The sequence below is a fragment of the Bacillus sp. JH7 genome, assembly GCF_001563515.1.
Taxonomy (GTDB): Bacteria; Bacillota; Bacilli; order Bacillales; family Bacillaceae_G; genus Bacillus_A; species Bacillus_A cereus.
This window is the reverse complement of record NZ_LPUS01000001.1, coordinates 786,257-799,512: the sequence shown is the minus strand read 5'-3', so window position 1 is coordinate 799,512 and position 13,256 is coordinate 786,257. Positions and strand designations below refer to the sequence as shown.

The window sequence follows — 13,256 nt, the reverse complement described above, 5'->3', positions numbered from 1 at the left end:
ACCTAACTTCTTTGCTTCCACTGAATTTTTGGGTGGGGTCTTACTGCCCGTTAATGCGGGATAAAGTTTTTGTATACAGGAGTTGAGACAGCATGAGCATGAAATTAGTCATTCTCGGCTTGCTACTCGAAGGAGATAAACATCCATATGAAGTGCAGCATATTATGAAAGAACGACAAATGGATTGTTACATTAAATATGCTAAAGGATCACTTTATTACGCCTTCGAGCAATTAGAAAAGCAAGGTGCAATTCATATTACAAATGTAATTAGAGACACAAATCGACCGGACAAAACGATTTTTCATATAACAGAAGAAGGCAAAAAACTATTCCATACTTTACTATTAAAACAATTTGAAGCCAAAAACCAAATATATAAACCTATTTATTCAGCATTATCTTTCGCTCACTTTAGCAATGATCACGAATTAGTTCCTATTTTAGAAAAAAAGAAAAACGATACTCTTCAATATTTACATACTATGCAAACGATATATGATTGTAATAAAGGAAAGGTTCCACGTGCACAACTATATATTTTGCAAAGTGTAATTGAGCATATTACAGTTGAATTACAATGGTTAAACACCCTCCTTAAAGATGCTATAGCAGGCCGACTTTCAGAAGTTGCTATAGATGAAAATTGAGCTATGAAAGAAGACATCCCTACTTCTTTCATAGCTCAATTTCTCTTTTTATACAGTACTATTATTAATTAATTCAGAATAAAAATTCAGAATAATAAGAAATAAAAACTTTAGAATTTTCTTATTTCAAAACAGTAGACAAAATTCCAAAAATTGTGTTAGAATTTGTTTCAATATCATATCGCTTGTTAAATTCCTTTCAAAAGGAAAATAGGTACACGAAAGTTTCGTTTCGTGTTTAAAAGGGAAGCTTGGTGAAACTCCAACACGGTCCCGCCACTGTAAATGCTGAGATTTCTTTTTAGTACCACTGTGAAAACGGGAAGGTGAAAGAAATTATATGAAGCATAAGTCAGGAGACCTGCCTGTTTTAACAACACTGATAGATTCACGGATGATGATGAGGTGTTAAAACAAAAAGGAAGGCTTATTTTCTATGTCTTTGTACTTTTTGTTATAGGTATTTCCTAGTAAACGGAAATGCTTACTTTCAATTAGGGAGGAATTTAAAATGGCAATTCAAACAAGTAACTTAGGTTATCCACGTATCGGACTACAACGAGAGTGGAAAAAAACATTGGAAGCATTTTGGTCCAATAAAATCGATGAAGAACAATTTTTAACAACAATGAAAGAAATTCGCCTTCAACACGTAAAAGTACAGCAAGAAAAAGGGATTGAACTCATTCCAATTGGCGACTTTACATATTATGATCACGTTTTGGATACTGCCTATATGCTAGGATTTATTCCATCACGTTTTTCTGAGTTTACATCTTACCTTGATGTATATTTCGCAATGGCGCGTGGCTCTAAAGATCACGTAGCTTCCGAAATGACAAAATGGTTTAACACAAACTATCACTATATCGTTCCTGAATATGAAGAGGGATTACAAATCTCTTTAAAAGATAATCGTCCACTTCGCTTATACGAAGAGGCAAAACAAGAATTAGGAGTAGATGGAAAGCCTGTTATTTTAGGACCATATACTTTCTTAAAATTAGCTAAAGGCTATACACAAGAACAATTTTCTACCATTTTAAAACAGTTAGTTGTACCTTACGTACAACTGCTTTCAGAACTACATGCAGCTGGGGCACAAGCCATTCAAGTTGATGAACCGATTTTCGCTTCTTTAACGAAAGAAGAAGTTCAACAAGCAAAAGAAATTTATGAAGCTATTCGTAAAGAAGTTCCAAATGCGACTCTTCTTTTACAAACATATTTTGATAGCGTAGAAGAAAACTATGAAGAAATTATTACATTCCCGGTATCCGGTATTGGATTAGATTTCATTCATGGTAAAGAAGGCAATTTAAATGCTATTTCAAAATATGGGTTCCCAGCTGATAAAACTTTAGCTGTCGGTTGTATAGACGGCCGTAACATTTGGAGAGCTGACCTTGATGAAGTACTTACGTTATTTACAACGTTACAAAAACAAGTCCAAACGAAAGATATCATCGTTCAGCCTTCTTGTAGCTTATTGCATACACCAATCGATAAAACAGAAGAAACTCACTTATCGACTGAGCTGTTTGATGCGTTAGCATTTGCAAATCAAAAATTAGAAGAGTTAGTTCTTATTCATTCCGCTCTCACTCAAGGTACAGAAAGCATTAGTAATGAGCTGGAAACATATCGAAACGTACATCATACAATTCGTTCATCTGCTGCACGTAACCGAGAAGATGTCAAAGCAGCACGAACAGCACTAAAAGAAGAAGATTTTTCACGTCCTCTTACATTTGAAAAACGATACGAATTACAACAAGTTGCCCTGGAGTTACCGCTATTACCAACAACGACTATTGGTAGCTTCCCGCAAACAACTGAAGTTCGTCAAACGCGAAAAGAATGGCGTAACGGTGTTATTTCAAATGAACAATATGAACAATTTATTGAAAAAGAGACAGAAAAATGGATTCGTTACCAAGAAGAAATTGGGCTTGATGTACTTGTACATGGTGAATTTGAAAGAACTGACATGGTTGAATATTTTGGTGAGCGCCTTGCTGGTTTCTCATTCACTAAAAACGGTTGGGTACAATCTTACGGTTCCCGCTGCGTAAAACCACCTGTTATTTATGGTGATGTAGCCTTTATTAACGGCATGACTATTAAGGAAACAGTTTATGCACAAAGCTTAACGGAAAAAGTTGTAAAAGGAATGTTAACCGGACCTGTTACAATTTTAAATTGGTCCTTCGTTCGAAATGATATTCCAAGAAAAGAAGTTTCGTATCAAATTGCACTAGCTCTTCGTCACGAAATTGAACTACTTGAATCTTCCGGAATTAGAGTAATCCAAGTCGATGAGCCCGCACTTCGTGAAGGAATGCCACTAAAAGAAAAAGATTGGGATGCTTATATTACATGGGCAGTACAATCCTTCCTTTTAGCAACTTCTTCTGTAGCAAATGAAACACAAATTCATACTCATATGTGTTACAGTAACTTCGAAGATATTGTTGACGCGATTCGCGCATTAGATGCAGATGTAATTTCTATCGAAACATCAAGAAGTCACGGAGAATTTATTGATACATTAAAACATACAACATATGAAAAAGGCATTGGCCTAGGTGTATATGATATTCATAGCCCACGTGTACCGAGTAAAGATGAAATGTATAAAATCGTAGAACAATCTTTAGAAGTATGTGATCCTAAATATTTCTGGATTAATCCCGATTGTGGTTTAAAAACGAGAAGAACAGAAGAAGTTATTCCAGCTTTAGAACATATGGTGCAAGCAGCGAAAGATGCTCGTTCCCTTTTAAAAACAAACGCATAACAAAAATGGGTTATCCTTTTCTCAGGATAACCCATTTTTTATTCTTTACTTTCAAAAAAGAATTCATATTGTATTTTATATAATTCATCATCCGTTGGCTCTTCAAGAGGAATTGCTTGTAATACAACTGTATACTCACCATTTGGAATAGGTATTTGAAATTTATTAGAAAGAATACTCGTTATAACGATACTTTCATTTTCAACTGTAAAAGGAACCGTAATCGTTCTAACTACTTCTTCTTTTTCAATATGTTTCCCTGGGGTCACTTTCACTTCACAAGTATAATCAGAAAGTGCTTCAAAAATAACAGTTCCATCTGCCTTAGCATAACCTCTTTCAAAATCTTCATCAGTCCAATCTACATAAGGCTGCTCACCGTCATAGTTCATCAACATTAATTGCGAATAAGAAATCGTTAACTCCATAGTTCCCCTTCTCCTTCATTATGAAATATACAACTACTACTTCACTTCAAATTTTACTCGCGTACCATCTGGGTATTTATCTAACTTATTCCCTACCCAAGAGCCTGCTCCACGGTTATCCGCCGGACTTATATATTCAATATGTGCTCCTTTTCCGCCTTCCTTGCACATCGCCATTGGCCATTCATCACGATCATACCCTTTTTTTGATGGATATGGTGCTAACGACAATTTCCTTCTATCTGCAGCACCACCACGATCGATTGTACAAACTTCTGAATGCCCTTCTTTTATAGCATCCGTAATATGTTTTCCTGTCTCTGGATAACGTTCTTTCGGAAATTCTAACACTTGATCATACGTATTCGTTTTCTTTACACTTGTTTCCTCTGGCACAAGTACTTCATAAACTGCTACTAAAATAGACAGAATTGCGATAATTGAAATGATAATACCTTTTAATTGCTTCATGTATACCTCCATGTTTCTACCAGTTTCTTTTCCTCCGTTATTATAACAAACTTCTCCTGTATATGTTTTCAGACATTATTTTAGTTATTCCTTGCCATTCCGCCAAAAATTTTCATTTTTTCACTAATGCTGTAGAAAACTAATAGCCTTCCGACATTCTTTTTCAAAGGAAGTCCTCATAAAAGATTGAAATGATATATACGATACTTTTTGGGGAGGAAATATGATGGAAGCTACCTATAAAACGAAAGATGTCACGAATAAAACAGGCATCCCAAAACATATAGTTCGCAAATATAGTCAACTGTTAGAGGAACATGGTTATATGATTTCCAAAACAGCTGATGCTCGTATTTATAAACTTGATGATTTAAAATTATTGAAATCTATACACGAAAGAGCTGCTACATTACAAGAAGATATTTCAGAAACGATACCGATTATTTTAAAAGAAAAAGAGGCCCCACCTGTACCAGTTATACAAGATAAGCAAGAGATACAAACGAAAGAAAAAGAAGATGGGCGTAACTTTGAGGAGTTCATGTTAAAACTTGAAATGCTAGCTCAATTAAATGAAGCAATTATTCATCAAAATTCTACTCTAATTACACAAAATCGTTTAAAGGATGAGAAACTAGACGAATTGATGCAACAAGTTTATGTAAAAGAAGGCTCTCAAGAAAAAATGCTTCAAGAGTTAGTCGATCACGCCGCTCAAACAGATGCACTGCAAAAAGAAAAGATGGACTTATTAATGAATCATATGTATAAACGAGAATCCAAACAGGAAGAAAAAATGAATAAACTTGTTAGTCAAATTTATAACAAAGACAGTAACCGTGATGCACAGCTTATGCAAGTTATTCGAGAAATTCAAGAAACAAAAAGAATGGTTGCTGCCTCAAAAGAGCAAAGCTTCTTTCAATCATTTAAAAGTTTATTTAGCCGAGCAAAACAAGAAAAAACAAATGAATAAACAATATAAAATAAAAAGTTACCTTTCATCGGTAACTTTTATTCCTTATTTTGTACAGCTGGTAATATAATAATTGCTTCAGTGCCTTTTCCGCTCTCACTCTTATATTCCAATGTACCATTATGCGCTTGTAAAATACTAAATGTTACCATAAGTCCTAATCCTGTCCCTTTTTCTTTTAAAGAATAATATGGTTGCCCAAGCCTTGCTAACTGTTCTTTCGTCATACCAACACCACTATCTTTAACTCTTATTATGATTGTTTCATCTTTTTGAATAGCTGTTACTTTTAAATATCCTTTATTTCCTTGAATTGCTTCAATACCATTTTTAACAACATTCATAATAGCTTGCTTCAATTTTGTCTTATCACCAATCGTATAAAGACTTTCTGAAATTTCAACTTGTAAATATACACCTTGCATCGCTGCAAATGACGACATAAGAGTGGTCATTTCTATTAATTGGGCTGATAAACAAATGTGTTCTTTTTTCTCAATTTGCGGCCTTGCTAAATTTAAGTAATCTGAAATAATTTGTTCCGCCCGATCCAATTCAGCTAATACGAGACGCATATAATCCTTATTCTTCACATCTTCCGTACTTTCTAGCAATTGGATAAATCCACGAACAACAGTTAGTGGATTTCGAACTTCATGTGCCACACTTGCTGCTAACTCACTTACAATATTAAGCTTTTCTGATTTTTGCATCTCTGTACGTAGCAATGCATTTTCATTTAAATATTCAGTTAAATACACCTGGAATACCATTGTCATGACCATGATAAGCGAGGCAAATATAAATCCGCTATATATTTGCGAAATATACGGTGTAAATCCTGTTTCCAAAAGAACATTAATCATGCCTAATACTAAAGAAACAAGCACATAAAATGATGAAATCATAAATGCTAAAATTAATTTCTTATCCCTTGAAAAAAGAGACCATTTCTTTGATAAAAATAGCGGAACTATCAATAAAAATATTACTTCTAAAACTGGAAGAAAGCTCATTCCCTTTAGTAACCATTCATATGCAACAAAAATAACCGCTGGGATTAAACCAACAATCCCACCATATAAAAAACCACTGACAATTGGAATGGGGTGAAAGTTATACCCACACACATTGCCAAAACAAATAGAGTATGTCATGGAGAGAACGAGCGTAACGCTAGATAAAAACATAATAAAGTAACGATTTGGCTTCGGAGGCATTTCTTGATAGCGATTTAAACGAATCGCTTCATATAAAAATAGTGGCAAAATTATGATGGCAATTTGAATCAATAAATCACGGATAAGCTCCATAACCTCTCATCCCCTATATGTATTTTGATATGATTATATCATTTTATAGGTGTATTTGTTTTAAAATTTTGATTTTTCTTAACATATTTGTTAATTCTTTGTTAACAACTCATAATAATTGTTACAGATTTTCGAAATGATTGTAAACCCTGTACCAAATTTCCTTCGTGCAGTATACAATGAATACGGATTACAAGGAAAATATAAAAATACTTTTTTAGACGGACAACTATAGCAAAATACAGCATATAATCCATACTATCTATGTTTACAAATAAGTGATCATTACTTTAGTAGGAGGAAGATAAATATGGCGGGTACTACGCTTGTTTTAAAAGAAGAAAATTTGGTTGTTCTAGAAAATGTTGAAAAATCAGTATATGAAGAGTTGCAGCATAAAGCGGGAGAAGAAAACTGCACATGTGCTGTGAACGAATCAGTTGTTCACCTTGGCAAGGTATCCTCTGTACTCTGGAATGAAGATGAAATAGATTGGGAATACGGATATTAAAAAGTCGCTTATAGCGGCTTTTTTTCTCTTTTCTCTCTCTTTCTAAATAACATATACAAAGCGTAATCATAGAAAATATGATAAAATGAACTTAATTTTCAAACGGAAGAAAGGGAGATACAATGGAACAATTCATTAACCCTAGAGTGAAGGATATCCAAATTTCTGGAATCCGTCAATTCTCTAACATGATTCAAAACTATGGTAATTTGATTTCTTTAACAATTGGACAACCCGATTTCCCTACACCTTCTCTCGTGAAAGAAGCGGCAAAACGGGCTATTACAGAAAACTATACAAGCTATACACATAACGCTGGTTTACTAGAATTACGTAAGGCAGCTTGTAACTTCGTAAAAGATAACTACGATTTACATTACTCACCTGAAAACGAAACCATCGTTACAATCGGTGCTAGCGAAGCAATTGATGTTGCATTCCGAACGATTTTAGAGCCAGGAACAGAAGTAATTTTACCTGCTCCTATTTATCCAGGCTACGAACCTATTATTCGATTATGCGGTGCAACGCCTATTTTTGTAGATGTTCGTGAAACTGGATTTCGTTTAACAGCTGAAGCGCTTAAAAATGCTATTACAGAAAAAACAAGATGTATCGTACTACCGTATCCTTCTAACCCAACCGGTGTAACTTTATCAACAGAAGAGCTAAAAGATATTGTAGATGTTTTAAAAGATAAAAATATTTTCGTCCTTTCAGATGAAATTTATAGCGAGCTTGTATATGAACAAAAGCATACATCTATCGCTCATTTCCCAGAAATGCGTGAAAAAACAATTGTCATTAACGGTTTATCTAAATCACATTCTATGACTGGCTGGCGTGTTGGACTTTTATTTGCACCAAGTTATTTAGCAGGACACATATTAAAAGTTCATCAATACAATGTAACGTGTGCTACTTCAATCGCTCAATACGCTGCAATTGAAGCATTAACAGCAGCTAAAGACGCACCAAAAATGATGCGCCACCAATATAAAAAACGCCGTGATTACGTATATAATAGACTCACTCAAATGGGATTAACAGTTGAAAAGCCAACAGGTGCATTTTACTTATTCCCATATGTTGGTCATTTGACATCTTCATCATTTGATTTTGCACTTGATCTTGTCAAAGAAGCGGGACTAGCTGTAGTTCCTGGAACAGCATTCTCTGAATACGGTGAAGGCTACCTTCGCTTGTCCTATGCGTATAGTATCGAAACTTTAAAAGAAGGCTGCGACCGATTAGAAGCCTTTCTAATGAAAAAAGCTAAGAGTTAAACTCTTAGCTTTTTTATGCATAATGATCACAAGTTTGACGTTTTAGTAATTTATGAGGAATAATGATACACTTTGCAGTGGATTCTGCATTCTCTACTTTATCAACTAAAGCTTTTGCTGCCTCATATCCTAGCTGATAAATATTCACATCAACTGTCGAAAGTGGAGGGCTCGCAATTTCTGATAATAAAGCATTATTAAAGCTTACAATAGAAACATCTTTCGGTACAACGAATCCTTTTTTAGAAAGAGCACTTAACACACCAAGTCCAATTAAGTCATCCGTTGCCATAATTGCCGTTGGCGGTTGCTGCAGTCCCATTAATTCCTCAACAGCTTGTTGACCACTTTCCCTCGAAAAATCAAAATGTAAAATATATTCTTTTGGTAATACAATGTCTGCTAATTTCAAGGCATCACTCATACCAGCTAAACGATCTCTCGTTACAAGTAAATCTGATCCACCACCAATGAACGCGATTTGCTTATGCCCTAATGAAATTAAATATTCTGCCACTTCTCTTGCAGCTGTATAATTGTCATTATCTACATATGTAATTTCATCTTTTCGATTATATGGTTTTCCTATTAAAACAAACGGGAAATTTTGTTCATGTAAATATTGAATAATCCGATCATTCTCCCTTGAATATAAAAGAATAATGCCACCAATTTGGCGTCCCTGTACCATCTTTACGACACCATTAAAAATTTCTTCTTCCGTTTCACCTGTCGACATGTAAAGCGCATAACCTTCTACGTGTGCAAATGAACTAATCCCTCTTATAACTTCTGGGAAAAATGGATTTTGAAAAGCTTTACTTGCAGAACTTGGCATAACAAGACCAAGTGTTTTCGTCGTTTGGTTCGCAAGATTTCTCGCATTTAAATTGGGATGATACCCTAATTCACTCATCACTTTCCTAACACGGCGCTTTGTCTTTTCACTTATACTTGGATTATCAGCAATTACACGAGAAACTGTTGATGGTGCAACATTTGCTTGCTTCGCCACATCTTTAATTGTAACTGTCATAAAAATCCCCCTCCTCTCATTTCTCTGCCATTTTTCATATATTTTATCTCGCACTCATTGCAAGTCATAAACTTTCATTTCTTATATCTTGCAAAACTAATCCTATTCTCCCTCTTCATGTATTGTAAGGGATATAGCTATTTTTTCCTATACTATAATATACTATTTATTTCACTTCTTTTCACATGTGATGTCAAATCTCTTTTCATCTCCCTATAAACTTATTTATAGGGAGATGAAAAGAAAAATGGGACGTAATGTCCCATTTTTCATCCTTTTGTACCTCCAGCTGTTAAACCAGAAATAAAGTATTTTTGTAGTGATAGGAATAAAATTGAAATTGGGATCGCAATTAACACAGAACCCGCTGCAAACGTTGTAAATTCATTACCGAATTTCTTCGCAACCATTTCATATAATCCAACTGCTAAAGTATAATTTTCTGGTGTTCGCAAAATAATACTCGCTAAAATGAAATCTGTAAATGGACCAATGAAAGTAAATAACGCTACAACCGCTACGATTGGCTTTGCAAGTGGCATAATGATTTGCCAAAAAATACGAAAATGTCCTGCTCCATCCATTCGAGCTGATTCATCCAGTTCTTTCGGAATCGTATCAAAATACCCTTTCATAAGCCATGTATTCATCGGAATAGCCCCGCCTACATAAATTAAAATTAATGCAAGGTGTGTATCAATTAATCCTGTTAATTGAGCTAATACGTATAAAGCAATTAACGCTGCAAAGTTTGGAATCATTTGCAGAATTAAAAATGTTAATAAACCATTTTTTCTTCCAACAAAACGATATCTCGAAAATGCATAAGCGGTAAAACTAATTGCTAACACTGAGAAAATCATCGTTAAAACACTTACTTTTAATGTGTTTTTATACCATAGTAAGTAATTACTATTCTCTAGATCTAATAACTTACGATAATGATCTAACGTTGCATTTTGTGGAATAATACTTGATCCAGATAAACTATCACCTGGATTAAACGATGAGCCAATAATCCATAATAACGGATAGAAAATGATGGCACACATTACGAAAATAACTAAATAACTTAATGAGAGACGTAACATCTTCTGTCTTTTAATATTCATTTACATCATATCCTCTTCTTGGAATGATTTTGTTCTCTTAAATTGCCATAACGCAACTGTAATAACAATTAACGATAATATCATTGTAAGAGCTGCTGCTTTTCCGTACTGCGCTGAAGTCATCGTTAACTTATAAATCCATGAAATTAAAATATCCGTTCCACCTGCGTCTTGTCCAGCTACAGCAGGACCTCCACCATTAAATAGATAGATGATACTAAAGTTATTAAAGTTAAACGTATATTGCGTAATTAATATTGGTGCTGTTGCATATAACACAAGTGGCAATGTAATTTTACGAAACTGTTGCCAAGCTGTCGCTCCATCTACTGTAGCCGCTTCATATAATTCTCCCGGAATCGATTGCAGTATACCTGTTGTCATCGCAAAGATAAACGGGAACCCAAGCCACGTTTGAATCATAATTAAAGCAATCTTCGCCCAAAATGGATCTGTCATCCAAGCAATCTTTTCAATTCCGAATAAAGCTAATACTTGATTGTTAATCGCTCCGAATGTTTCATTAAACATACCAGAGAAAACAAGAATAGATACGAATGCTGGAACCGCCCACGGTAAAATGAAGATTGTTCGAATAATCGCCTTTCCTTTAATACCAGGCTGATTTACGATAATCGCTAAGAAAATACCAAGTGCAACTTGTAATGTTGTTGCAACGAATGTCCAAATGACAGTCCAAGAGAATACACTTACAAATGTCTCTCTCCACATCGGTAAAGTGAAAATATCAATAAAGTTTTTAAAGCCCACCCAATCTACTAATTTAGCTGGAGGAGAATGATATAAATCATAGTTTGTAAATCCAATTAAAATTACGAAGATGATTGGAAATACGACAACAAAGATAAGTAGTAGAAAACCTGGTGAAACCATTAAATAAGGAAAACCTTGATCTAACAAATTACGATATTGCTCTTTTACAGAATTTAACGCTGTTCCGCTATCACGTTTCTTTCCATTTTGGTATGCATCATATAAGTTAAATGCATATATGCCTAGCCCAAAAGCGATAACGATAAGGGCCAAGATTCCTTCTACTAATAGAAAGACAGAATGGTCACGTGGAACTTCTGTACCAAGCGTTACAATACCCCATAATCCCATATTTAATAAATCAGCAAAGGCTACAATAAAAGAACCTGTTAATACTAGAAAAATAAGACCTTTTACAAATTGTTTATTATACATTTGGCCCACGCCTGGAATGATTGATAACATGGTTGCCATTTTCCTATGCTTTGAACGGTTTAACCCATTTGCTGGTTCCATAGATGTTTGCATGTTCCTTCCCCCTTTTTTCTTCCTACATGGAAGGGAGAGAATTCGTGCCTCTCATATTAGAGGCACGAATTTCACCTTATTTTTTCTTGTTATGATTTGCCTCAATATTACCTTTAATTTGTTTCACTGCACTATCAAGCGCCGCTTTTGGTGCCTCTTTATCTGTAACAACTAATTGAAGCGCATCTCCAGCTGGTTTCCAAACTTCTTGCATTTCTGGAATGTTTGGCATTGGAATTCCATTTTCAGATTGCGTTGCAACTGCTTTTGCAGCTTCGTTATCTTTAATAATTGGATCTTCCATTACTGATTTTACTGGAGGAATTTCTTTTGTTTTCTCAAATCGAATTTTTGCGTTTTCTTCATTTGTTACCCACTCAGTGAATTTTGTAGCTAAATCATTTTGTTTAGAGAAACTTGTTACATGCCATCCTTTAACCCCAACAAACGTTTTCATTGGTTGACCATTTGGTAATTTCGGCATTGGAGCAACGCCATAATCAATCCCGTTCTTTTCCATTGCTTGGAACGCCCATGGGCCATTCATGATAGAAGCTGCTTTTCCTTCATTGAATAGTCCATCAGCAGCAGGCCCACCTGATTCACCGATAATACCTTTTGGGAATAATTTTTCCTTGTACCATTTTTGAAGATATTCAGCACCTTGTACTGCTCCACTATTATTTAATCCAACATCACTTGCATTTGGCTTTCCATCTTTTTCACCAAATACATAACCGCCCATACCTGCCATGAATGCATTAGCAAAGTAGAAGTTATCTCCTAATGCTAAAAATCCGTACTTGCCATCTTTCGTAAATTCTTTTGAGAAGTTAAACAGCTCGTCCATCGTTTCTGGCGCTTTTGGCATTAGTTTTTTATTGTAAATAAAGACTGGTGTCTCAATTGCTTTTGGTAAACCATATAATTTTCCGTTATATGTCTGTGCTTCTATTGATGAATTAGTAAATTTACTCTTTACAGCATCATCTGCTTTCACTTCAGAAAGTAAACCTTCTGTTACTGCATTTCCGATTTGATCGTGTGGCAATGTTACAACATCTGGTCCAGTCCCCGCTGGCCCATCAAGGCGTAACTTCTTCACTTGATCTGTCATTTGCATTTCAACAACTTTTACTTTTACTTTATATTTTTCCTCAAAGCTTTTCACTGCTGGTTCTAAACCAACACCTTTTTTATCATCTTCCCAAACAAGAAGATCATAGTCTTTTTTCGCTTTACTTTCCTCTTTTTTCCCTGAATCTTTCGGTCCACATGCAGATAACATACCAATAGATAATGCTGAAACCGTTAATAATGATAATGCTTTCTTCATCCCAAAAACCTCCCTAAATTGTCTATGTACCTCAG

12 protein-coding genes and 1 riboswitch are annotated in these 13,256 nt (G+C 34.8%); of the genes, 5 read left to right on the top strand and 7 right to left on the bottom strand.

All coding sequences use genetic code 11. From position 1 onward, the window contains the following. The first annotated feature begins 92 nt into the window (after positions 1-92). Complete coding sequence (locus AU379_RS04330) at positions 93-650, top strand: PadR family transcriptional regulator (RefSeq protein WP_000062063.1); 558 nt, start codon at positions 93-95, stop codon at positions 648-650. Positions 651-845: 195 nt separating this feature from the next. Next, a riboswitch (cobalamin riboswitch) is annotated at positions 846-1,034 on the top strand. A 127-nt stretch (positions 1,035-1,161) separates the two neighbouring features. Further along, positions 1,162-3,450 carry a 5-methyltetrahydropteroyltriglutamate--homocysteine S-methyltransferase gene (metE, locus tag AU379_RS04325; RefSeq protein WP_061138974.1) on the top strand — a complete coding sequence of 763 codons (2,289 nt, stop codon included), beginning with the start codon at positions 1,162-1,164 and terminating at the stop codon, positions 3,448-3,450. Between the two features lie 38 nt (positions 3,451-3,488). On the opposite strand, the gene comJ is transcribed toward metE, so the two are convergent. Next, positions 3,489-3,878: a competence protein ComJ gene (gene comJ, locus AU379_RS04320; protein WP_000424030.1), complete on the bottom strand. Its 390-nt coding sequence runs from the start codon at positions 3,876-3,878 to the stop codon at positions 3,489-3,491. 36 nt (positions 3,879-3,914) lie between these two features. Continuing rightward, the gene (gene nucA, locus AU379_RS04315) at positions 3,915-4,349 is read right to left on the bottom strand and encodes a DNA-entry nuclease (protein ID WP_000811494.1); all 435 of its coding nucleotides are present in this window, start codon (positions 4,347-4,349) and stop codon (positions 3,915-3,917) included. A 226-nt stretch (positions 4,350-4,575) separates the two neighbouring features. On the opposite strand from nucA, the gene AU379_RS04310 reads away from it, so the two are divergent. Further along, complete coding sequence (locus AU379_RS04310; RefSeq protein ID WP_000388471.1) at positions 4,576-5,325, top strand: DUF3967 domain-containing protein; 750 nt, start codon at positions 4,576-4,578, stop codon at positions 5,323-5,325. A 38-nt stretch (positions 5,326-5,363) separates the two neighbouring features. Here AU379_RS04310 and kinB read toward each other — a convergent pair whose 3' ends face one another. Then, positions 5,364-6,638, bottom strand: coding sequence for a sporulation sensor histidine kinase KinB (kinB, locus tag AU379_RS04305; protein ID WP_000420369.1), 1,275 nt, complete (start codon positions 6,636-6,638; stop codon positions 5,364-5,366). Positions 6,639-6,948: 310 nt separating this feature from the next. On the opposite strand from kinB, the gene AU379_RS04300 reads away from it, so the two are divergent. Both AU379_RS04300 and AU379_RS04295 read left to right on the top strand, forming a co-directional pair. Next, positions 6,949-7,149 (top strand): hypothetical protein, encoded by a 201-nt coding sequence (locus tag AU379_RS04300; protein WP_000929280.1) that lies wholly within the window; start codon positions 6,949-6,951, stop codon positions 7,147-7,149. 122 nt (positions 7,150-7,271) lie between these two features. After that, positions 7,272-8,435: an aminotransferase A gene (locus AU379_RS04295; RefSeq protein WP_000434600.1), complete on the top strand. Its 1,164-nt coding sequence runs from the start codon at positions 7,272-7,274 to the stop codon at positions 8,433-8,435. Positions 8,436-8,448: 13 nt separating this feature from the next. Here the strand turns inward: AU379_RS04295 and malR are convergent, their stop codons facing one another. The 4 genes from malR to AU379_RS04275 all read right to left on the bottom strand — a co-directional run bounded on the left by malR (position 8,449) and on the right by AU379_RS04275 (position 13,221). Then, a complete protein-coding gene (malR, locus tag AU379_RS04290) occupies positions 8,449-9,471 on the bottom strand; it encodes a maltose operon transcriptional repressor MalR (protein ID WP_061138973.1) in 1,023 nt (340 codons plus the stop codon). A gap of 269 nt (positions 9,472-9,740) precedes the next feature. Then, positions 9,741-10,583: a maltosaccharide ABC transporter permease MalD gene (gene malD / locus AU379_RS04285; protein ID WP_001022608.1), complete on the bottom strand. Its 843-nt coding sequence runs from the start codon at positions 10,581-10,583 to the stop codon at positions 9,741-9,743. Further along, the gene (malC, locus tag AU379_RS04280) at positions 10,584-11,885 is read right to left on the bottom strand and encodes a maltosaccharide ABC transporter permease MalC (protein ID WP_030027745.1); all 1,302 of its coding nucleotides are present in this window, start codon (positions 11,883-11,885) and stop codon (positions 10,584-10,586) included. 76 nt (positions 11,886-11,961) lie between these two features. Further along, complete coding sequence (locus AU379_RS04275; RefSeq protein WP_000709923.1) at positions 11,962-13,221, bottom strand: extracellular solute-binding protein; 1,260 nt, start codon at positions 13,219-13,221, stop codon at positions 11,962-11,964. Positions 13,222-13,256: the final 35 nt, after the last annotated feature.